Source organism: Chelatococcus sp. KU-N122, assembly GCF_055391085.1.
In genome coordinates, this window is record NZ_AP043981.1 from 1,411,827 (window position 1) to 1,432,704 (window position 20,878).

Sequence of the window (20,878 nt, forward strand, 5' to 3'; positions counted from 1 at the left end):
TCGCGGAAGCGGCGCTCCGCGGCGACGAACAGAACCGTGCTGATCAAGGCGCGGCGACGCCGCCGGTCGGATGGGCCTCACCCGAACGGAGCGAAACGCCCCGGCGTCAACGTCTTCAGCAACTGCCGTCCGAGCAGACCGGTCGGTCCGATCGGCGAGGACTGGAGAGCGTGATGATCTAGTCTCGCCTCATCTTCACGCTCTCGGTATCGTTCGCGCCCCCGCGCCTACGGCTTGCCGGGGTGGCGATGAATGGGGTCGACCCAGTAGACGGCCTCGGGCTTCTCCACCGGGTCGACGTCGGTGATGTTGACGACCACCGCCTCGTTGTCCGAGCGCACCAGCACGCATTGCAGGGGCTGCTCCGGGTCGGCGTTGATCTCCTGGTGCGGCACGAACGGCGGCACGAAGATGAAGTCGCCCGGCCCCGCTTCGGCGACGAACTCCAGCCGGTCGCCCCAGCGCATGCGCGCCTTGCCGCTGACGACGTAGATGACGCTTTCCAGCTCGCCGTGGTGGTGCACGCCAGTCTTCGCATCGGGTTCGATCGAGACGGTGCCGGCCCAGATCTTCTGGGCGCCGACACGGGCATGGTTGATCGCCGCCTGGCGGAACATCCCTGGCGTCTGCGCCGTGTTGGGGTCGAGCTTGTCGCCCGGGATCACCCGCACGCCGTCGTGCTTCCAGCGCGGCTCGCCATGCGTATGGTCATGCGCATGGCCGTGATCGTGCGAATGAGCGTGGTCGTGCCCATGCGCGGATGGGGACTGCTTGGTCATCGGGTCTCTCGCTTCGCTTCGAGGCTGGCCTGCCCCGAAGCGATGGCCCCGTTGAACGAGCTGTCAAGCACGTCGGCCGCTTTCAGCGGCTTGGAGATCAGCCCGCTGCGCGCGTAGAGGTCGATGGTGGTCTGCTCGTCGGCGACGACGCCGGCGTCGATCGGCACCAGCACCGGCTCGGCCCGGCTCAGCCACAGCAGCGGCACCTCGGGCTTGAGCCCCATGAGCTTGGCCCACGTGCCCGCATAGCTCGCCACGTTGGTGACGGCCCAGGCGCGGGCGGCGGCGTAGCGGTGGATGAAGTCGGTGAGCGCCTCGCGCTTGTCGCGGATCGCGTCGTCGCGCGCCACCTGGAAGCCGAGGCCGGGCGTCACCCCCTCGCCCGTGGCGATGCGGCGGGCGCCGAACAGGATCTCCTCCTGGGCCACATAGGGCTCCCATGTCGACCAGGCGTCGATCGAGCCGGTCGAATAGGCGGCCTTGGCGTCAGCCGGCGACAGGAACACCAGCTTGATGTCGGCCGGCGTCAGCCCGGCCTTCTCCAGCCAGGCCAGCACGAGCTGGTGGCCGATCGAGCCCTTGCCGGTACCGATGGTCTTGCCCTTGAGGTCGGCGAAGCTGGTGACGGGGCTGTCCTTGCGCACCAGGATCGCCAGCCCCGCCTGCTTGCCGCGGATCGCCGCGATCGCCTTCATCGGCACGCCGGCGGCGGCGGCGAAGGTGAAGGGCGCGTCACCGACGACGCCGGTCTCGATCGCCCCGGCGTTGAGCGCTTCGAGCAGGGGCGCGGCCGCGGCGAACTCGCGCCATTCGATGCGGTAGGGCGCGCCGTCGAGCACGCCGGCCGCCTCCATCACCGCCTGCACGTTGCCCTTCTGGTCGCCGACGCGCAGCACGGTCTGGGCGAACGCCGGAACGACCGCTGCCAGCGCCAGCAGTAAGGCCAGGCCGAGGCGCCTCATGCCGCCACCGCGTCGGCCGGACGCGTCCGCGCGATCAGCTCGCGCGTCGCCGGCAAGAGCTCCCGGCCGTACTGAACCGTGTCCTCATAGGGGTCGAAGCCGCGGATCAGGAACGTGGTGACGCCGAGGTCGTAGTAGTCGCGCAGTGCGTCGGCGACCTGCTCGGCGGTGCCCACCAGCGCCGTGGAGTTGCCCTTGGCGCCGGTGAGCGCAGCGAGCTCCGTCCACAGCCGCTTGTCGAGCCGGGCGCCGCGGGCCGCGGCGGCAAGGAGCCGCTGGGAGCCGGCGTTCTCGGGCTCCTTGGTGCGGGCATAGCCGGTGACGTTCTGGAGCGCCCGGGCGCGATCGAGGATCGACTGCGCCCGCGCCCAGGCCTGCTCCTCGGTGTCGGCCAGGATCGGCCGCATGGACAGGCTGAAACGGACCGTCCGGCCGTGCTTGGCCGCGGCAGCGCGCACCCGGGCCACGGTCTCGCGCACCTGCTCGTGCGTCTCGCCCCACAGCGCATAGACGTCGGCGTGCTTGCCCCCGACCTCGAGGGCCGCATCGGACGAGCCGCCGAAGTAGAGCGGGATACGCGGCGGCCGCACGCTCTTCACCGTCGAGAAGGCCTTGTCGAAGCGGTAGTAGCGCCCGGCGTGGTCGAACGGCGCCTCGCTCGTCCACTCGCGCTTGAGCACCTCGAGGTACTCGTCGGTGCGCGCGTAGCGCTCGTCCTTGCCGATGAAGCTGCCGTCCTGCGCCAGTTCGGCATCGTCGCCGCCGGTGATGACATGCACGGCGACGCGGCCGTCGGTCAGCTGGTCGAGGGTGGCGAACTGCCGGGCGGCGACCGTCGGCGCGATGAAGCCCGGCCGATGCGCGATCATCAGCCCCAGACGCTCGGTGACGAAGCCCGCATGGGCCGCGACCAGAAGAGAATCCGGGCTGGTCGAGTGGAAGGCGATGAGCGCCCGGTCGAAACCGCCGGCCTCGTGCGCCTGCGCCAGCTTGGCAATGTAGGCCTTGTCGACGACGGGGCCTTCGGCCGGATGGATTTCCGAGCCGTGCCGGGAGCCGATGAAGCCGATGAAATCGATGCTCATGACGCTCTCCTTGGGGCCGTCAGAGGCCGAGCGCGCGGCGGCCGGCGCCAGCGCGCACGCTGTCGTCCTGGGGGGTGTGGATGCGCGCGCACAGCACGTCGCGCAGGTGCCGCTCCAGCGGGTTGGCGCGGGTGAGCCCGGGGTTGCCGGTCAGCGCCACGGCCTGCTCGACCGCGGCGATGGCGTTGGCCGAAGCCGTCATCTTGACGATGCCGCTGTCGATGCCTGCCGGCCGCGCGCCGCGGTCGACCTCGTCGGCCAGGCTGCGGATCAGCCGTTCGTTGACGGCGAGCAGCCGCTCGATCTCGCCGATCGCCTCCTGGAAGCGCGGCAGGGTGGCGAGCGGCGCGCCGAGCCCGGCCGGCGTCCGCGTCCTGGCAAAGCCCACGAACCAGTCGCGGGCGGCCCGGGCGACACCGTCATAAAGCGAGGCGATCAGGGCCGCGCTCCACGCCTGGGCCTCGGGCTCCTGGGCCAGCCAGCCCTGCGGTGGGCGGACGTCGACCTCGTGATCGAGCGGGATCGCCACCTCGTCCAGCACGACGTCGTGGCTGCCGCTGGCCCTGAGGCCGAGGTGGTCCCAGGTTTCGACCACGCGGATCCCCGGTGCGGCCGCCGGCACGAGGAAGGTGCCGATGCGGGGCTCCGCCTCGTCGGTGCGGGCCCAGACCGCGAGCCAGTGGAGCACGGGGATGCCGGTCGCGTAGATCTTGTGGCCGCTGATCAGCCAGCGCTCGCCGTCGCGCCGGGCGACGGTCTGCGGCAGCCCGCCGCGCGACGGCGAGCCAAGCTCGGGCTCGACGCGCAGGGCATTGATGAGGGCCGGCCCGGCCAGGGCATCGCCTGCGACGCGAGCCGCCAGGTGGCGCGGCCAGTCGGGCGAGGCGAGCCGCGAATGCTGCAGGTACTGCATGCTCAGCACCAGCGCCGTCGCCGGGCAACCGTGGGCGATCCGCCCGATCACGGTGCTGGCTTCGGCCAGCCCGGCGCCGCGGCCACCGAGCTCCTTCGGCGTGGCCAGGGTGAGCAAGCCGGCCTCCCAGAGGCGATCGAAATGGACCGTGGGAAACGACCCCTCGCGGTCGTGCCGCGCTGCATCGCCGGCAAATTCCGCGGCGAGGGCGTCGACCGACACCAGAGGGGTCAGGGGCTTGTTCATCGACCGATGATGGGAGCGGCCGACACGCAAGGTCAAGGCGAACAGCTTTGCGTATTCGCGCGCTGGCGGAGGATTATTTTTTGCGCCGCGGCATATCTATAGACTCGATTGAGCTGGAGGGAATTCTATTCCCTTCTGCGTCGCCTGCTTGGAAGATGTTGCGCCGCCGAAGCGGCATAGCTCCCGTTCCGGCCGGATGGCTCGTCGCGGCGGGTGACCGCGGCCGACACCGCCGTGCTCACCCGCCGAGAAGCAGGCCGGCGGCAACGCCGGCGCCGGCCGCCGCCACGATGATGAGGGCGACGACGGCTTGGTCGTAGTAGTGGATGAGGCGCGCCCGCCGGGCGTCAGCCAGCCAACGGTCGGAGATCATGGTCAGACGCCCGCCGCCCGCATGGAGGTGAAGGCGATGAGGCCGACGGCCATGGCCGACCAGCCGATCGGCGTGGCGAAGAGGATCGAGACGGCGGAGCGAAGAGCGGTCATCGGCATTGTCCTTTGCGTCGGGCCCGAGGGCGTTGCGGCGGCGTGCCGACATCGTTGCAAGCCCGCGGCCAGTCCTGCCGGGCCGAAAAAGCCAATGAATTCAGTCGAAGTGACGCGGATCGCGATCGGCCGAGGCGTTTTGCAATGGCGGATCGGGACGGGCCGTCGCGATTTGCGAAAAGCCCCGGGCCGCCATCTTGCTGACGATGTTGGGAGGAACAAGCGGCGCCCCCCGAGGGCTTCGGGGGTGGGGCAACGGGGCGGCACAGGAGAGATCATGACGCGCAAGCGGCTCTTGCTCACCGGCACGGTCATGCCGGTCCTCGTTTCGTCGACGATGGCCATGGCCGACGGACCCTCCCTCGCCCATCGGCTCACGGACATCGACGTCGGCACGCGGGACGCGACGGCGTATCGCTTCGCCCAGGCGCCGGCCCAGGAGCCCGGCGAGGGCGAGCAGCGGCCCGGCCGACGGCCGCCGGGGCAGGAGCGCGGACAGGAGCGCGGGCCGGGACAGGAGCGGGCGCCGGGCGCCCCGCGGCCGCCCGGCGGGGCGGAGCACGGGCCACGGCCGGCGCCGGAGCGCGGCGGCGGCGCCGATCAGGAGCCCGGTGGTGCGCCGGAGCAGGCCCCGCGCCGGCCGACGCCGCCGGCCGCCAGGCCGTCCCCGCCGGCGCCATCCGCCGTGCCGCCGGCACCGCCGGAGCGGCGCCCCCATGCACCCGAGGAAGGCCGGCCGGAGCGGCCGCCAGCCGCCAGGCCGGTGCCCCCCGGTGCGCCGGCGCCGCTGCCCGAGCCCGGAACGCCACGGCGCCCACCAATCCCGCCGGCCGCCGGCCAGCCGCCGGCTCCGGGCGAGCGCCCCCCCGCGCCGCCGGCCGCTCGCCCATTGCCTTCGGCTCCCGCCGTCCCGTCCGCCCCTCCCGGCGCACCGGCACCGCTGCCAGAGCCCGGGACGCCACGGCGGCCGCCAATCCCACCAGCTGCCGGCCAGCCGCCCGCTCCGGGCGAGCGGCCTCCCGCGCCGCCGGCCGCTCGCCCGCTGCCTCCTGCTCCCCCCGTGCCATCAGCCGCGCCCGGCGCGGCCGCTCCGGCGCCGCTGCCCGAGCCCGGGACGCCACGGCGGCCACCGCCTCCGCCGGCAGCAGGACAGCCACCGGCTCCCCCTGAGCGTGCACCGACGCCGCCCACGGCACGCCCACTGCCTCCGGTGCCGCCGGTGCCGTCCGCCGCTCCCGGCGCGCCCGCGCCGGCACCGCTGCCGCCCGCGGGTGCAGGGCGTCCGGCCGGCATCCCGCCGACCCCGCCGGCGCCCGGCGCTGCTCAGCCGGCAGCGCCGCTCGGGCAACCGCAGGCGCAGCCGCCGGCCATGGCTCCGGCCCCGGCGGTGCCGCCTGCACCCGCACAGCCCGGCCTGCCGCCCTCGGTCCAGCCGCCGGCGGCCGCCCCGCCGGCCATGCCCGCGCCCGGCGCCGGCGTGCCGGGCGTGCTGCCGCCGGTCGCCGCACCGGCGCCTGCGCCAGGCGTCCCGGCTCCGGGCCAGCGTCCGGGGCAGCCGCCCGTTGCCGCGGGCCAGCCGGGGCCGGCCGGGCAGATCGGCCAGCTCCCGCCGCCGCGGCGGCTGCAGGACCTGCAGCGCGATCGCCGCACCTTCGAGCAGGGCGGGCGCACCATCATCCAGGAGCCCGGTCGCGTCATCATCGAGGAAGGCGGCCGCACCATCATCCGCCAGGACGAGACCGAGCGCTTCCGTCTGCCCGGCCGCGCCTACCGGGACGAGCGCCGCGGCAACGACTACATCAACATCTACGACGCTCCGGACGGCACCCAGGTGGTCACCACCGTCGGCCCCGACGGCGGCCTGCTCAGGCGCGCACGCCGCTACCGGGACGGGCGCGAGGTGGTGATCATCGACAACTCGTTCGAGCGGCCCGTGGGGTCCGTGGCCGGCTATTTCGTCGATGTGCCGCCGCCGGTCATCCGGATGCCGCGCGACCGTTACATCGTCGACGCCGGCAGCGCCCCCCAGCAGATGATCGACGAGGTGCTGGTCGCCCCGCCGGTCGCCCGCATCGACCGCCGCTACACGCTCGACGAGATCCGTTACACCCCCAACCTCAGGGCGCGGATGCCGAGCATCGACGTGAACACGATCACCTTCGACAGCGGCTCCTGGGCGGTCAGGCCCGACCAGGTGCAGCAGCTGGCGGGCATCGCCGAGGGCATCCGCCGCGCCCTGGCGCGCAACCCCAACGAGGTGTTCCTGGTGGAGGGGCACACCGACGCGGTCGGCGCGCCCGTCGACAACCTGTCGCTCTCGGACCGCCGCGCCACCTCGGTCGCGGAGATCCTGACGCAGAACTACCAGATCCCGCCGGAGAACCTGACGACGCAGGGCTACGGCGAGCAATATCTGAAGGTGGCGACGCAGGGCTCGTCCGAGGAGAACCGGCGCGTCACCGTGCGCCGGATCACGCCGCTCCTGTCGGGCCAGAACCAGCAGTAGGAGCAGCAGCTGGAGCGGGGTGATTTTCTTCGAATCATCCCGCTCCAGGCCTCCGTTCTGAGCCTGATCTTGTCCAGGAGCCGGTATCCACTTTGGGGATCATGTTCTGAACTCTTGTTCTGTTCTGACAGCGGAACGCAAGCAGGACCGCCCCCTTGCGGGGAGACTGTCCCGTGCGAAGCGGAGGGACTGGTGGGGGTCGGTCCAACCGCCGCAACGCTGCCGTCGGCTACGCTTCCGCGAAGGCGAGCTGCGCGAGCTCGACCTTCGTCACCAGCGGCCCCACCGACGACAGCGGCTGTCCTGCCGCACCCCCGTCCAGGACAGCCTGCTCGATCTGGTCAGGCCAGGGTGGAATGCCGCTCGCCGTTCCTCGGTCAAGCGTGCCTAGCACCTGCTCGGCAAGGTCCGGCACGATGCTCCAGCCGACCGTCGCGCAGAGCCGTATGAGGTTGCAGGCCGTGCGTGTGGCGAGCGCAGCCTGCGCCCGGTCCGTCCTGAGCGTGCTCCACGGCGCGGCCGTCTGCACATAGGCATTGGCGCGCGACCAGAGCGCGCGTGTCTCCGCCGCCGCACGTCGGAACTCCCGGGCTTCGTGGTGCGCGCGCAGCCTTGCGACATGTCCCGCTGCGTCGGCGGCCAACGTCCGTTCCGCCGGCCCCGGCTCGCCGCCGCCCGGCACGCGGCCGTCGAAGGCGCCCTGGGCAAAGCGCACCGTGCGCTGGACGAGGTTGCCGAAGACGTCGGCGAGATCCTTGTTGACGTCGGCGACGAAGCGCACGGCCTGGAAGTCGGTGTCCGCCGTCTCGGGCGCGTTGGCGATCAGCCACCAGCGCCAGAGGTCGGCGGGCAGCACGTCGAGCGCCCGATCGCAGAAGATGCCGCGGCCCTGGCTCGTCGAGAACTTGCCGCCGGCATGCGTGAGCCAATGAAAACCCTTGATCACGTCCACGCTATGCCAGGGCTCGCCTGAGCCGAGCAGCGTGGCGGGGAAACTGACGGTGTGGAAGGGGACATTATCCTTGCCGAGGAACTGCACGTAGTGCGTCTCGCGGGCGGCCTCGCCCCACCACCACGTGCGCCAGTCGCCGGCCGGCGCCGTAGCCGCCCAGTCCTGCGTTGCCGCGATATAGGCGATGGGCGCGTCGAACCAGACGTAGAACACTTTGCCCTCGAAGCCCCGCCGCGGCACCGGCACGCCCCAGGCGAGGTCGCGGGTGATGCAGCGGTCCTTCAGGTCTGCCGTGAGCCAGCTGCGCGCCAGGGAGAGCACGAAGGGCGGCCAGCCGGCGCGCGTGTCGAGCCAGCCGCTCAGCGCGTCGACGAGGGCCGACTGACGCAGGAAGAGGTGACGGCTCTCGCGCACCTCGAGGCGCGCGTCGCCGGAGAGCGCCGACCGCGGCGCGACGAGATCCACCGGATCGAGCAGGCTGCCGCAGGCGTCGCACTGGTCGCCGCGCGCGCTCCCGTCGCCGCAATGCGGGCAGGTGCCGAGCACGTAGCGGTCGGGCAGGTAGCGTCCGTCCGCCGGCGACCAGATCTGCGGCACATTGCGCTCCGCGATGAGGCCGGCCTCGTCGAGGCGACGGTAGAAGTGCTGGGTCAAGGCGTGGTTCGACGGCGCCGAGGAGCGGCCGAAGTGGTCGAAGCTCAGGCCGAAGCGCCGGTAGATGTCGGCCTGCCGGGCATGCTGGACGTCGCAGAAGGCGCGCGGCGACTGGCCGGCACGCGCGGCGGCGATCTCGGTCGGCGTGCCGTGCTCGTCGGTGGCACAGATGAAGAGGACGTCGCTGCCGATCTGGCGATGGAAGCGGGCGTGCACGTCGGCGGGCAGGAGCGAGCCGACGAGGTTGCCGAGGTGCTTGATGCCGTTGACGTAGGGCAGCGCGCTGGTGATGAGGATACGGCGTGACATGGGGTGCGTTCCGTGCGGAGAGGTGGGCGCGCCGAACCCGCGGCAACAAAAAAGCCCTCCCGCGCGGCACGGAAGGGCTGGGTTCGGCGCTCTCGCCTCGATCGCGCTGGACGCGCATCACCCTCTCCGGCCGGACCTCCTGCGGTCGGGCCGGGTCATTCGCGACGAGAGGGCGAAGAGCACGGTCATGGTGAAGGGTTAGCTCGGTCGGCCAAGTTGAGCAAGAGGATGCGCGAACGAAGCGCTCGCAGCTCTGCACAAAGGTTTGGAGTCCTTAAGCGGATGGATGGGCGGATGGATGGCCGGGTCAAGCCCGGCCATGACGAACTGAACCCGAAAGGCTTTTATCTTCAACGTCATGGCCGGGCTTGACCCGGCCATCCATCGACTTCAAGAACCCAAGTCGTTGCCGTGGCTCGACCTCATACGGCACGACCAGGTGGCGCGTGCAGTAGGACTTTCGATTTCACATTCGTTCCGTGCTCGGCTCTGGTACAAACCGAAAGCACCGATGTGAGAGCGAGAGCCATGGACGAGTTCGGCACGCCGCGGCAGGCGGATATCCTCGCCACGGCGAGGGTGCAGGGCAGGGTCAGCGTCGACGAGCTGGCGGCGCGCTTCGATGTCACGCCGCAGACGATCCGCAAGGACCTCAACGAGCTGTGCGACCGCCGGCTGATGACGCGCGTGCATGGCGGCGCGGTGATCGCCTCCGGCGTGGAGAATGTCGCCTATGAGGCGCGCCGCTTCATCTCGCAGCCGGAGAAGCGCGCCATCGGCGAAGCCGCGGCGCGCCTCATCCCCAACAACGCCTCCCTCTTCATCAATATCGGCACGACCACGGAGGAGGTGGCGCGCGCCCTGATGCAGCACGAGGGGCTGCTCGTCATCACCAACAACCTCAACGTCGCGACCCTGCTCTACCGCCAGCCGACCATCGAGGTCGTCCTGGCCGGCGGCCCGGTGCGGCGGGCGGACGGCGCGCTGATCGGCTCGACCGCCGTCGATTTCATCAAGCAGTTCAAGGTCGACTACGCCGTGATCGGCGCGTCCGCCATCGACGAGGACGGCGCGCTGCTCGATTTCGACATTCGCGAGGTGCGGGTCTCCCGCGCCATCATCGACAATGCCCGCCGGGTCATGCTCGTCGCCGACCGGATGAAGCTCGAGCGCGCAGCTCCAATCCGCATCGGCCATCTCAGCGAAGTCGATGTCTTCGTCACCGACGAATTGCCCTCTCAGCCCCTGCGCGCACTGTGCAAGACGGACGCCGTAGAGCTCGTCGAAGTGGGACATCAGGACTGATCGGGACGCGCGATTGCGCGCGCCTCGGCCCATTTCGGTTTCACCACATGCAGATTGCTTTCGTATTTAATTTCACTTATTGTCTCTTCACGCATCAAACGAAAATCGAGGCCATTGACGCCCCCGATGAGGAGATGCCGTGAACGCCGCTCGCTCCCATACCGGCGCCGCGTTCGACCTCTGCATCATCGGCGGCGGCGTGAATGGCTGCGGGATCGCGCGCGATGCAGCCGGGCGCGGCGCGGCAGTTGTCCTGTTCGAGCAGAACGACCTCGCCAGCGCGACCTCCTCCGCCTCGACCAAGCTGGTCCATGGCGGGCTGCGCTATCTCGAGCAATACGAGTTCCGGCTGGTGCGCGAGGCGCTGAGGGAGCGCGAGGTGCTGTGGCGGATGGCGCCCCACATCATCCGCCCGCTGCGCTTCGTGCTGCCTCACCACAGGGGGTTGAGGCCAGCGTGGCTGCTGCGCCTCGGCCTCTTCCTCTACGATCACCTCGGCGGGCGCCAGCGGCTGCCGCCGACGCGCTCGCTCGACCTTGCGCACGACCCGGCCGGGCAACCGCTGAAGGACAGCCGGGCCAGGGCCTTCGAATACTCCGATTGCTGGGTCGAGGATTCGCGGCTCGTCGTGCTGAACGCGGCCGATGCGGCCGAGCGCGGCGCCGACATCCTGACCGGCACGAAGGTCATCTCGGCCGAACGCGTCGGCGGGCTGTGGCGGGTCGAGGCCGAGGCTGGCGGACGGCGCACGACGGTCGAGGCGAAGGCGCTGGTCAATGCAGCGGGCCCCTGGGTCGGCAGCGTCCTCGGCGGCATCGTCCGGTCCAGCACCGAGGCGGCGGTACGTCTGGTCAAGGGCAGCCATATCGTGGTTCGCAAAATCTTCGAGCACGATCGCTGCTACATCTTCCAGAACGCCGACGGGCGCATCGTCTTCGCCATTCCCTATGAGCACGACTTCACGCTGATCGGCACCACCGACCTTGACTACCACGGTGACCCGGCCGCCGTTTCGATCAGCCCCGAAGAAATCGACTATCTCTGCGCCGCAGCGAGTGAGTACTTTCGCGCGCCCGTGACGCGCGAGACGGTGGTCTGGACCTATTCCGGCGTGCGGCCGCTCTACGACGACGGTGCGTCGAAGGCGCAGGAAGCAACGCGGGACTACGTGCTCACCCTCGATGCGCCGGCGGGCGAGGCGCCCCTGCTCTCCGTGTTCGGCGGCAAGATCACGACCTATCGCCGCCTCGCCGAGGCGGCGATCGACAAGCTCGCACCCCATGCGGACTGGGCACGGCGGCCGGCCTGGACCAAGGAGGCGCGCCTGCCGGGCGGCGACTTCCCCATGGACGGTCTCGATGCGCTGGCCGCCGCGGTCGGCGCCGAGCATCCCTGGCTGGAGAGCGCCGCCGTCGCGCGGCTGGCCCGCGCCTATGGGACGAAAGCACGCGAGATGCTCGCCGGCGCCCAGGCTGTCTCCGACCTCGGTCGGCATTTCGGCGCCGATCTCTACGAGCTGGAGGTACGCTACCTCATGCGCGCCGAATTCGCACGGCGGGCCGCGGACGTGCTGTGGCGCCGCAGCAAGCTCGGATTGCGGCTGTCCGAGACACAGTGCGAGGCGCTGGACGATTTCATGCGGGCCGCTGCCGGCACCTCCGGCGCCACGGCGCAGCGGGCGGCACTGAACAGGACCTCTGGAGCGCGCAGCGACTGGGCGGAGACGTCCAATCGTAAACAAAGCGTTCCAGATTGACACATTGGAGCATGTCCTTCCGATCGGATGATCCCATCTGATCAGGAGAAGCTCCTGGGCCTGCCCCGCAGGCGGCATTCACCTCCGCGGGCGAGACGGCAGGCTCGAAGGCGAATGGGCGCAATCCGACCGGCTCCAGCCGGCGCAGAGCGCAAGGGAGGTTCGCGTGGGCCTGATCCTCGACGGGGTGCGGCGCGACGTCGGCGCCGAAACCTATATCTACGAGACCAGCCTGCGCCTGATGCCGGGCACCATGACCGTGCTGCTCGGCCCGACGCTCGCCGGCAAGACGTCGCTGATGCGGCTGATGGCCGGGCTCGACCGGCCGACCGCCGGGCGCATCCTCGTGACCGACGGCAGGTCCGAGACCGACGTGACCGGCGTTGCCGTGCGCGAGCGCTCCGTGGCCATGGTCTACCAGCAGTTCATCAACTACCCGAACCTCAGCGTCTTCGAGAACATCGCCTCGCCACTGCGGGTGAAAGGCCTGCCCAAGGCCGAGATCGAGGACAAGGTCCGCGCCATGGCGCGGCTGCTGCAGCTCGAGCCCTTTCTCGAGCGGCTGCCGCTCAACCTGTCGGGCGGCCAGCAGCAGCGCACGGCCATGGCGCGCGCCCTGGTCAGGGGCGCCGACCTCGTGCTGCTCGACGAGCCGCTCGCCAATCTCGACTACAAGCTGCGCGAGGAGTTGCGCGAAGAGCTGCCGAAGATCGTGCGCGCCTCGCAGGCGACCGTGGTCTACGCCACGACGGAGCCGCAGGAGGCGCTGCTGCTCGGCGACACCACGGCGTCGCTCTGGCAGGGCCGCGTGACGCAGTACGGCCCCAGCGCCGAAGTCTATCGCCGCCCCGTGGACCTCACCACCGCGCAGATCTTCTCCGACCCGCCGCTCAACCTGCTGCCCGTGAGCAAGCGCGGCGCCATGATCGAGCTGCCCGGCGGCGCGAGCGCCCCCGCGAGCGGGGCGCTGGCCGGGCTGGCCGACGGCGACTACCGGCTCGGCTTCCGGGCGCATCAGCTGACGTTGCGCGCCGGCCGCGCGCCGAGCCTCGATTTCGGCGGCACGGTGACGGTGGCCGAGATCACCGGCTCGGAAAGCTATGTCCATGTCGAATGCGCCGGCTTGCGCTGGGTGGCGCTCGTGCCGGGGGTGCAGGAGCTCGAGCCCGGCGCGGCCGTCACCGTCCATATCGATCCAGCGGAGATCTTCGCCTTCGCCCCCGACGGCGGGCTCGCCTATGCGCCCACCTTCCGCTCGGCCGCCTGAGGATAAGCCATGGCCCGCATCGAGCTTTCGAATCTGGCCCATTCCTACAAGCCCGGGGCGCGGGAACCGAGCGATTTCGCCCTGAAGCAGATGAACCTGACCTGGCGCCAGGGCGGCGCCTATGCGCTGCTCGGGCCCTCCGGCTGCGGCAAGACCACGCTGCTCAACATCATCTCGGGCCTGCTGGCGCCGTCTCACGGCCAGGTTCTGTTCGACGGACGCGACGTCACCGGGCTGCCGACGGAGAAGCGCAATATCGCGCAGGTCTTCCAGTTCCCGGTCGTCTACGACACCATGACGGTCCGCGAGAACCTCGCCTTCCCGCTGCGCAACCGCGGGCTGACAGGCAAGGCGCTCGACCGGCGTGTCGGCGAAATCGCCGAGTTGCTCGACCTGACGGGCGAGCTCGACCGTAAGGCGCGCGGGCTGACCGCCGACGCCAAGCAGAAGATCTCGCTCGGCCGCGGGCTGGTGCGGCCCGACGTGGCGGCGATCCTGTTCGACGAGCCGCTGACGGTGATCGACCCGCAGCTGAAATGGGAGCTGCGCTCCAAGCTCAAGGCGCTGCACCGCGCCCTCGACGTCACCATGATCTACGTGACCCACGACCAGACCGAGGCGCTGACCTTTGCCGACACGGTGGTGGTGATGCACGACGGCAAGGTGGTGCAGGCCGGGCGACCGGACGAGCTGTTCGAGCGGCCCGCGCACACCTTCGTCGGCTACTTCATCGGCTCGCCCGGCATGAACGTGCTGCCGGCCCGGGTCGAGGGCAGCCGCGCCTATGTCGACGGCGGAGCGATCGACCTCGGCCGCAGCTACGACATCCCCGCCGGCAAGCGCATCGAGATCGGCGTCAGGCCCGAATTCGCCCGCCTGGCACCGCAGGGCGAGGGACTGGCGGCCACGGTCGAGCGCATCGACGATCTCGGCCGCGCCAGGCTGGCGCGCTTACGGCTCGCTGGCCACGCCTTTGCGGCGAGCGTCCCCGAGACGCTGACGGACATCGGCTCGGCTGCCGGCGTGGTCCTGCAGCCCGGACAGGTCCACGTCTATGCCGACGGCGAACGTCTGAGCGGGAGGGCGTGATGGACAAGCCCTACGACAACCGGTCCTGGTTCCTCGTTCTGCCGGTGCTCGCCATCGTCGCCTTCTCGGCACTGATTCCGCTGATGACGGTCGTGAACTATTCGGTGCAGGACACCTTCGGCAACAACCAGTTCTTCTGGAACGGCACCGGCTGGTACCGGGAGTTGCTCGACCCGTCGACGGATCTCGGCTCACGCGTCTTCGACTCGCTGTGGCGCAACATCGTCTTCTCCGCGATCATCCTCATCATCGAGGTGCCACTCGGCATTGCTGTCGCGCTCGCCATGCCACGCGCGGGCTGGAAGGTGGCCGCGACGCTGGTGCTGATGGCGATGCCGCTGCTGGTGCCCTGGAACGTGGTGGGCACGATCTGGCAGGTCTTCGCCCGCGCCGACATCGGGCTCCTCGGCTATACGGTCAACCGGCTGGGGATCGACTACAACTACGTCGCCGATCCGCTCGACGCCTGGATCACCATCATCGTGATGGATGTCTGGCACTGGACCTCGCTGGTCGCGCTGCTCTGCTATGCTGGGCTGAAGTCGATCCCGGACGCCTACTACCAGGCGGCGCGCATCGACGGCGCCAGCCGCTGGGCCGTGTTCCGCTACATCCAGCTGCCGAAGATGCGGCGCGTGCTGATCATCGCCGTTCTGCTGCGCTTCATGGACTCGTTCATGATCTACACCGAGCCCTTCGTCGTCACCGGCGGCGGTCCGGGCAACTCGACCACCTTCCTCTCCATCGAGCTGGTGAAGCTGGCGCTCGGCCAGTTCGACCTGGGCAAGGCAGCGGCCATGTCGATCGTCTACAACCTGATCATCCTTGCCGTCTGCTGGGTGTTCTACACGGTGATGACCAATCTCGACGTCGAGCGCCGGCGCCTGCCGGCGGACCGGTGAGGAGCCGCCGATGACCGCGGAGAGCATGCCCGCGACCGCCTCGCTCCCCGCCGCGGGTGTGATGCGGAAGGCGCGCGCCGCGGTCCGGCTGCACGGCGCTGGCCTGACGCTCGGCCTCTACCTGATCTTTCTCATCCTGCCGATCTACTGGCTCGTCATCATGAGCCTGAAGACCAACGCCGAGATCAACGCCGGCATGACGCTCTGGCCGCGCGAGATCACCTTCGACAACTACCGGACGATCTTCACCGACCCGTCCTGGTACTCGGGCTACATCAACTCCCTGACCTACGTGGTCATGAACACGGTGATCTCCATCCTGCTGGCGCTGCCGGCTGCCTATGCGTTCTCGCGCTACCGCTTCCTCGGCGACAAGCATCTGTTCTTCTGGCTGCTTACGAACCGGATGGCACCGCCGGCGATCTTCGCCTTGCCCTTCTTCAATCTCTACTCGGCCATCGGGCTGTTCGATACGCCGCTTGCGGTGGCGCTCGCCCACTGCCTGTTCAACGTGCCGCTGGCGGTGTGGATCCTGGAAGGCTTCATGTCGGGCGTGCCGCGCGAGATCGACGAGACGGCCTATCTCGACGGCTATTCCTTCCCGCATTTCTTCGCAAAAATCTTTGCGCCGATCATCGCCAACGGCATCGGCGTCACAGCTTTCTTCTGCTTCATGTTCTCGTGGGTCGAGCTTCTGCTGGCCCGCACCCTGACCACGGTCAACGCCAAACCGATCGCCGCCACGATGACGCGCACCGTCTCGGCCGCCGGCATGGACTGGGGGCTGCTCGCGGCGGCGGGGGTGCTGACGCTGATCCCTGGCGTGCTCGTGATCTGGTTCGTCCGCAACTACATCGCCAAGGGCTTCGCCCTGGGGAGGGTGTGATGCCGGATCTCTCTTGGCCAGATTTCTCTTGGCCAGATCTCTCTTGGATGGCCTGGACCCTGCCGACGGCGCTGTTCTTCGCGACGATCCTCGGCTTGCTGCTCGTGATGGCGGGGCTCGCCATCCGGCTGCCCGAGCTCGCGCGCGTCGGCATGCTGGGCATCCCGACGACGCGCGGTGACCGGCTGTTCCTGAGCCTGCTCGGGGCCGCCTTCATCCACCTCGCCTGGCTCGGCCTCGCCGGCGGCCAGCTCTGGTGGGCGACAGGCCTTTCACTTCTCTACGCCGCAGCGGTCTTCCGCTTCGTCTAACCATCACGGAGGCATCGAGAACCTGCCGCCTTCGCAACAAGAAGCCGCCAAGGCCCTGAACAAGAACGATCACAGTTGGAGGAAACGATGAAAAAGCATCTGTTGGCCGCCACCGCGCTGTGCGTCGTGCTCGGCGCGGTACCGGCCTTCGCCGACATGGACGCGGCGCGGCGCTGGATCGACGGCGAGTTCCAGCCCTCGACGCTCTCAAAGGAGGACCAGGTCAAGGAGATGGAGTGGTTCGTCAATGCGGCAAAGCCCTTCGCCGGCATGGAGATCAACGTCGTCTCCGAGACGATCACCACCCACGAGTACGAGGCCCGCACGCTGGCCCGCGCCTTCACCGAGATCACCGGCATCAAGGCGAGGCACGATCTGATCCAGGAAGGCGACGTGGTCGAGAAGCTGCAGACGCAGATGCAGTCCGGCCGCAACGTCTATGACGGCTGGATCAACGATTCTGACCTGATCGGCACGCATTTCCGCTACAAGCAGACCACCAACCTGACCGATTGGATGGCGGGGCCCGGCAAGGACGTCACCAATCCGATGCTCGACGTCGACGACTTCATCGGCAAGTCCTTCGGCACGGCCCCGGACGGCAAGCTCTACCAGCTGCCCGACCAGCAATTCGCCAACCTCTACTGGTTCCGCTACGACTGGTTCGCGCGGCCCGACCTGAAGGACAGATTCAAGGCGAAGTACGGCTACGACCTCGGCGTGCCCGTGAACTGGTCGGCCTACGAGGACATCGCCGAGTTCTTCACCAACGACGTCAAGGAGATCGATGGCGCCCGCGTCTACGGCCACATGGACTACGGCAAGAAGGACCCGTCGCTCGGCTGGCGCTTCACCGATGCCTGGCTCTCCATGGCAGGCAATGGCGACAAGGGCATCCCGAACGGGCTGCCGGTGGACGAATGGGGCATCCGCATGGAGGGCTGCCGGCCGGTCGGCTCATCGGTCGATCGCGGCGGCGACACCAACGGGCCCGCCTCCGTCTACGCCGTGCAGAAATATGTCGACTGGCTCAACAAGTATGCGCCGCCCCAGGCGCGCGGCATGACCTTCTCCGAGTCGGGCCCCGTGCCGGCGCAGGGCAACATCGCCCAGCAGATCTTCTGGTACACCGCCTTCACCGCCGACATGGTGAAGCCCGGCCTGCCCGTGGTGAACCCCGACGGCACGCCGAAATGGCGGATGGCGCCGTCGCCCAAGGGTGCCTATTGGCGCGACGGCATGAAGCTCGGCTACCAGGATGCGGGCTCGCTGACCCTGCTGAGCTCGACCCCGATCGAGAAGCGCAAGGCGGCCTGGCTCTACCTCCAGTTCATCGTCTCCAAGACGGTGAGCCTGAAGAAGAGCCATGTGGGCCTCACCTTCATCCGCGAGAGCGACATCTGGGACAAGAGCTTCACCGACCGGGCCCCGAAGCTCGGCGGGCTGATCGAGTTCTACCGCTCGCCCGCGCGCGTGCAGTGGACGCCCACCGGCAACAACGTGCCGGACTATCCGCGCCTCGCCCAGCTCTGGTGGCAGAACATCGGCGACGCCTCCTCCGGCGCGAAGACGGCGCAGGCGGCGATGGATTCGCTCGCCGCCGCCCAGGACTCGGTGCTCGAGCGGCTGGAGCGCTCCGGCGTGCAAGGCGAATGCGGACCGAAGCTGAACCCCAAGCAGACGGCGCAAGCCTGGTTCGCCAAGTCGAAGGCCGACGGCAATATCGCACCCCAGCCCAAGCTGGCGAACGAGAAGCCGAAGGGCGAGACGATCGACTACGACACGCTGATCAAGTCCTGGCCGGCCACGCCGCCGAAGAAGAACTGAGGCGTCCGAAAGCTGTGGTGGCTTGCGGCACGAGGCCGAAGTTCTGAAGACGCAACGCAAGCCGCACTGCCCCACCTCTGCCCCTCCCCACCACGGCTTCGCCGCGGGGGGAGGGAGGAACCCACGCTTACAACCGTTGGAGAGTTGGCGGACGGCCAGCCGAACAGCCTCCCCTTGCCGGGAGGCTGTCCCGTGCGGAGCGAAGCGAAGCGGAAGGGACAGGTCGGGGTCTCGCCTCGACGCCGCCGGAACCTGCTGCTGCCCTCGCCCCCGTCAACGCAAGTCGCGCGCACTCGACTTGCGCCGACGTTCAGGCGGCTGATCACATGAAGCCCGGATTTCTCGGCAGATACTGGGTCCAGTCGCCATAGCCGGGCGAAGCCATCAACAACATCGGAAAGCTGATCCGCATGCCTTGATCGATCGCAAGGCTCAAGGCGCTGTCGCATGTGCCGGGCAGGAATGCCGAGATCGTCTCGGCAGAGCCGTCTGCCGCCAGCTTCAATGCAGTCGCAAAGGCATCGCGAAGAGCGTCAGATCGCGCGACGGCGAGGGGGCCGATGTGCCCGTTGGAGCCGACATAAGTGTAGCCGATGCAGTCGCTGCCGGCGCAGAGCAAAACCCCGGTGGTCGCCCGGTCGTTGAGCAAGTAGCGGTGATGCTTTTCGCGCGAGACGCCTATGGCGCGGCGATCGATCTCGACAAGTTTCTCGATGGTCGCGGCGCTGTCGTCGATCGCGATGGCTCGCAACGGCGGCTCCGGCAACTCATGCGTCACCCGTTGGCGCGCAGCGTTGAAGACGTAAATCGGCATCTTGGGAAAGAGGCCGTACCGCATATAGAGGCCCTGCGAGACACGATTGAAGGTGAACGTAATAAGGGCCTTGTGAGCTGCCCCTGACGTGCGGGCGTGCTCCATGGTTCGTTCCAAAAGCTCCTGTCCGATGCCCTGGCCCTGCCGTGCGGGATCGACGAACAGCTGCGCGAGGAACCAGACGTCCCCGCACACCCAGCTCCAGGCAAAGCCAAGGATCTCGTCGCCATCCTCGGCGACCCATAGGCCGTCAGGGTCGTCCGCGAGCGAAAACTGCTGAAAGTTGGGAGGACTGACCGTCGCGATCGGGCCGAAGCCATGCCGAACCGTCAGATCGTTGATGCTACCGACAACCAGAGCATCGGCCGTGACTAAATCGTCCACCCGAGCTGGCCTGTAAACAATCGACATGGGGCGACTCCAGCAAAGATGTCTGGGGCTGAGCGCGAGCAGCAGCTTCGATCATACCAGTACTCCGGCAGGATGCCGACGTCACCGATGAGACTGCCTGAGAAAAAACGTCGAGGCGTTTCTCCTCAAGGCCGCCATGTCACAAGTTGACCATCGCCTTGATGCCGAGCACGACGGCGTCCTTGGCGCTGGTGACACCGCCGGGATAGCGGATCAGCTGCACGTTGGGCCTGAGCTCCAGGCCGCGGGCGAGCTCGACGTTGTAGTAGGCCTCCAGCACGTATTCGGCGCCCTGCACCTTGGTCGAGCCCGGGCTGGCCAGATTGGTCAGGGCCTCCGTCCGGGCGTAGCGGCTGTTGACCTGGGTGCGGCCGAAGGCCAGCGCGATGACGTCGTGCGGCCGGCTGTCGAAGGGGCCGGTGTAGACGAGGCCGAGCGCGACCTGGTTGTCGATCTGCGAGGTGCGCCGATCGGTCTGGGTGAAGTTGACGAAGGCGGCGAGGCCGCGCTTGGGGTCGTCGGCCGAGACCCGCAGGACCTGCTGAAGAAAGTGGAAGCTGATGCCGTAGCGGCCCTGCCGCAGCAGCGGCGGGGCCCCGGCCAGCGCCAGCGGCAGCCCGTAGCCGTTGTAGTAGACGTCGTCGGCGTGGGAGCTGTCGTACCAGATGGTGGCGCTATAGCTGCCGGCCAGGCCGTTGAAGGTGGGCTGCCAACCGATCTCGAGGGGCATCAACGCCCCGGTCGTGCCGCTGCCGCCGAGGAAGAAGCCGTGATCGTCGGCGATGTTCTTGGGGTCCATCTGGTAGGCGCCGACCTGCACGTAGGCCTGGGGCGAGCCGAAGCGGACCCGCGTGCCCCACTGGCTGACCGGCCAGTTGTACCAGTAATTGCCCACCAGGTTGCCCGGTGTCGCCCCGCAGAACGTCAGGTTCTGGAAGTCGCAGGCGAAGGCGGCAAAGTCTTCGCCCAAGGTCATGCGCCCGAGCTTCCAGGATATGGCGCCCTCGAACAGCTGCTGCTCGTACCACATCTGCGTGAGGCGCCAGATGTTGCCGCGGCCGTAGACCTCCTGCACCAGCTGCAGCGTGTCGAGGCCCGCATCGGACGACAGGTTGCGGCCGTTGCGGTTGGTCAGCGTCAGCTGAAACGTGCCGCCGGTGATGCCGAACAGCCGCCCGAAGTCGAGCGTCGTGCCGAGCGCGAGCTGGCCGGCGCCGCGGACGTAGCGGTGCTCGCCGCCGCTCACGTTGCCGGCGCCCTCCTCGGTGTAGCCGATCTGGAACGCCACGCCCCGCTGCGCCCATGCCGTGCGCAGGCCGCCCCAATCGCCGAACAGCGTCTGCGCATCGTCCGCGCGGGCGGGCGGGGCGACCAGCGCGGCGACCGCGGCCACAGTCGCGAGGATCAGGCGAGACATG

17 protein-coding genes are annotated in these 20,878 nt (G+C 69.1%); 9 read left to right on the forward strand and 8 right to left on the reverse strand.

Features of this window, described 5'->3' with window-relative positions; all coding sequences use genetic code 11:
- Positions 1–227 precede the first annotated feature (227 nt).
- The 5 genes from ACZ5PO_RS06300 to ACZ5PO_RS06320 all read right to left on the reverse strand — a co-directional run bounded on the left by ACZ5PO_RS06300 (position 228) and on the right by ACZ5PO_RS06320 (position 4,358).
- The gene (locus tag ACZ5PO_RS06300; protein WP_464191397.1) at positions 228–779 is read right to left on the reverse strand and encodes a cupin domain-containing protein; all 552 of its coding nucleotides are present in this window, start codon (positions 777–779) and stop codon (positions 228–230) included.
- Positions 776–1,741 carry an ABC transporter substrate-binding protein gene (locus ACZ5PO_RS06305; protein WP_464191399.1) on the reverse strand — a complete coding sequence of 322 codons (966 nt, stop codon included), beginning with the start codon at positions 1,739–1,741 and terminating at the stop codon, positions 776–778. Before ACZ5PO_RS06305 ends, ACZ5PO_RS06300 begins: the two co-directional genes overlap by 4 nt.
- Positions 1,738–2,826 carry an LLM class flavin-dependent oxidoreductase gene (locus tag ACZ5PO_RS06310; protein ID WP_464191401.1) on the reverse strand — a complete coding sequence of 363 codons (1,089 nt, stop codon included), beginning with the start codon at positions 2,824–2,826 and terminating at the stop codon, positions 1,738–1,740. Before ACZ5PO_RS06310 ends, ACZ5PO_RS06305 begins: the two co-directional genes overlap by 4 nt.
- 19 nt (positions 2,827–2,845) lie before the next feature.
- Positions 2,846–3,985 (reverse strand): acyl-CoA dehydrogenase family protein, encoded by a 1,140-nt coding sequence (locus tag ACZ5PO_RS06315; RefSeq protein ID WP_464191404.1) that lies wholly within the window; start codon positions 3,983–3,985, stop codon positions 2,846–2,848.
- Positions 3,986–4,223: 238 nt separating this feature from the next.
- Positions 4,224–4,358: a hypothetical protein gene (locus ACZ5PO_RS06320; RefSeq protein ID WP_464191406.1), complete on the reverse strand. Its 135-nt coding sequence runs from the start codon at positions 4,356–4,358 to the stop codon at positions 4,224–4,226.
- Between the two features lie 1,482 nt (positions 4,359–5,840).
- On the opposite strand from ACZ5PO_RS06320, the gene ACZ5PO_RS06325 reads away from it, so the two are divergent.
- Complete coding sequence (locus tag ACZ5PO_RS06325; protein ID WP_464191408.1) at positions 5,841–6,977, forward strand: OmpA family protein; 1,137 nt, start codon at positions 5,841–5,843, stop codon at positions 6,975–6,977.
- 229 nt (positions 6,978–7,206) lie between these two features.
- Here the strand turns inward: ACZ5PO_RS06325 and metG are convergent, their stop codons facing one another.
- Positions 7,207–8,892 (reverse strand): methionine--tRNA ligase, encoded by a 1,686-nt coding sequence (gene metG / locus ACZ5PO_RS06330; RefSeq protein ID WP_464191410.1) that lies wholly within the window; start codon positions 8,890–8,892, stop codon positions 7,207–7,209.
- Between the two features lie 528 nt (positions 8,893–9,420).
- Here metG and ACZ5PO_RS06335 point away from each other — a divergent pair.
- From ACZ5PO_RS06335 to ACZ5PO_RS06370, 8 genes are all read left to right on the forward strand, one after another.
- Positions 9,421–10,197, forward strand: a complete 777-nt coding sequence (locus ACZ5PO_RS06335; protein ID WP_464191412.1) for a DeoR/GlpR family DNA-binding transcription regulator — start codon at positions 9,421–9,423, stop codon at positions 10,195–10,197.
- A gap of 139 nt (positions 10,198–10,336) precedes the next feature.
- Entirely contained in the window at positions 10,337–11,953 is a 1,617-nt protein-coding gene (glpD, locus tag ACZ5PO_RS06340) for a glycerol-3-phosphate dehydrogenase (protein ID WP_464191414.1), read from the forward strand.
- Between the two features lie 166 nt (positions 11,954–12,119).
- On the forward strand, positions 12,120–13,220 hold the full coding sequence (locus ACZ5PO_RS06345; RefSeq protein WP_464191416.1) for an ABC transporter ATP-binding protein: 1,101 nt from the start codon (positions 12,120–12,122) through the stop codon (positions 13,218–13,220).
- Positions 13,221–13,229: 9 nt separating this feature from the next.
- Positions 13,230–14,309, forward strand: a complete 1,080-nt coding sequence (locus ACZ5PO_RS06350; protein WP_464191418.1) for an ABC transporter ATP-binding protein — start codon at positions 13,230–13,232, stop codon at positions 14,307–14,309.
- Positions 14,309–15,211: a carbohydrate ABC transporter permease gene (locus ACZ5PO_RS06355; RefSeq protein ID WP_464191420.1), complete on the forward strand. Its 903-nt coding sequence runs from the start codon at positions 14,309–14,311 to the stop codon at positions 15,209–15,211. Before ACZ5PO_RS06350 ends, ACZ5PO_RS06355 begins: the two co-directional genes overlap by 1 nt.
- A gap of 61 nt (positions 15,212–15,272) precedes the next feature.
- Positions 15,273–16,097 (forward strand): carbohydrate ABC transporter permease, encoded by an 825-nt coding sequence (locus tag ACZ5PO_RS06360; protein WP_464196704.1) that lies wholly within the window; start codon positions 15,273–15,275, stop codon positions 16,095–16,097.
- 47 nt (positions 16,098–16,144) lie between these two features.
- Complete coding sequence (locus ACZ5PO_RS06365; protein ID WP_464191422.1) at positions 16,145–16,408, forward strand: DUF2160 domain-containing protein; 264 nt, start codon at positions 16,145–16,147, stop codon at positions 16,406–16,408.
- A gap of 87 nt (positions 16,409–16,495) precedes the next feature.
- Positions 16,496–18,235, forward strand: coding sequence for an ABC transporter substrate-binding protein (locus ACZ5PO_RS06370; protein WP_464191424.1), 1,740 nt, complete (start codon positions 16,496–16,498; stop codon positions 18,233–18,235).
- A 322-nt stretch (positions 18,236–18,557) separates the two neighbouring features.
- Here the strand turns inward: ACZ5PO_RS06370 and ACZ5PO_RS06375 are convergent, their stop codons facing one another.
- The gene (locus ACZ5PO_RS06375) at positions 18,558–19,460 is read right to left on the reverse strand and encodes a GNAT family N-acetyltransferase (RefSeq protein WP_464191426.1); all 903 of its coding nucleotides are present in this window, start codon (positions 19,458–19,460) and stop codon (positions 18,558–18,560) included.
- Positions 19,461–19,599: 139 nt separating this feature from the next.
- Positions 19,600–20,877 (reverse strand): carbohydrate porin, encoded by a 1,278-nt coding sequence (locus ACZ5PO_RS06380; protein WP_464191428.1) that lies wholly within the window; start codon positions 20,875–20,877, stop codon positions 19,600–19,602.
- Position 20,878 lies beyond the last annotated feature (1 nt).

Excerpts from the sequence above, each read along its gene's own strand:
- ACZ5PO_RS06300 (WP_464191397.1), bottom strand. The coding sequence starts at position 779 with ATGACCAAGCAGTCCCCATCCGCGCATGGGCACGACCACGCTCATTCG.
- ACZ5PO_RS06305 (WP_464191399.1), bottom strand. The coding sequence starts at position 1,741 with ATGAGGCGCCTCGGCCTGGCCTTACTGCTGGCGCTGGCAGCGGTCGTT.
- ACZ5PO_RS06310 (WP_464191401.1), bottom strand. The coding sequence starts at position 2,826 with ATGAGCATCGATTTCATCGGCTTCATCGGCTCCCGGCACGGCTCGGAA.
- ACZ5PO_RS06315 (WP_464191404.1), bottom strand. The coding sequence starts at position 3,985 with ATGAACAAGCCCCTGACCCCTCTGGTGTCGGTCGACGCCCTCGCCGCG.
- ACZ5PO_RS06320 (WP_464191406.1), bottom strand. The coding sequence starts at position 4,358 with ATGATCTCCGACCGTTGGCTGGCTGACGCCCGGCGGGCGCGCCTCATC.
- ACZ5PO_RS06325 (WP_464191408.1), top strand. The coding sequence starts at position 5,841 with ATGGCTCCGGCCCCGGCGGTGCCGCCTGCACCCGCACAGCCCGGCCTG.
- metG (WP_464191410.1), bottom strand. The coding sequence starts at position 8,892 with ATGTCACGCCGTATCCTCATCACCAGCGCGCTGCCCTACGTCAACGGC.
- ACZ5PO_RS06335 (WP_464191412.1), top strand. The coding sequence starts at position 9,421 with ATGGACGAGTTCGGCACGCCGCGGCAGGCGGATATCCTCGCCACGGCG.
- ACZ5PO_RS06350 (WP_464191418.1), top strand. The coding sequence starts at position 13,230 with ATGGCCCGCATCGAGCTTTCGAATCTGGCCCATTCCTACAAGCCCGGG.
- ACZ5PO_RS06355 (WP_464191420.1), top strand. The coding sequence starts at position 14,309 with ATGGACAAGCCCTACGACAACCGGTCCTGGTTCCTCGTTCTGCCGGTG.
- ACZ5PO_RS06360 (WP_464196704.1), top strand. The coding sequence starts at position 15,273 with ATGCGGAAGGCGCGCGCCGCGGTCCGGCTGCACGGCGCTGGCCTGACG.
- ACZ5PO_RS06365 (WP_464191422.1), top strand. The coding sequence starts at position 16,145 with ATGGCCTGGACCCTGCCGACGGCGCTGTTCTTCGCGACGATCCTCGGC.
- ACZ5PO_RS06370 (WP_464191424.1), top strand. The coding sequence starts at position 16,496 with ATGAAAAAGCATCTGTTGGCCGCCACCGCGCTGTGCGTCGTGCTCGGC.
- ACZ5PO_RS06375 (WP_464191426.1), bottom strand. The coding sequence starts at position 19,460 with ATGTCGATTGTTTACAGGCCAGCTCGGGTGGACGATTTAGTCACGGCC.
- ACZ5PO_RS06380 (WP_464191428.1), bottom strand. The coding sequence starts at position 20,877 with ATGTCTCGCCTGATCCTCGCGACTGTGGCCGCGGTCGCCGCGCTGGTC.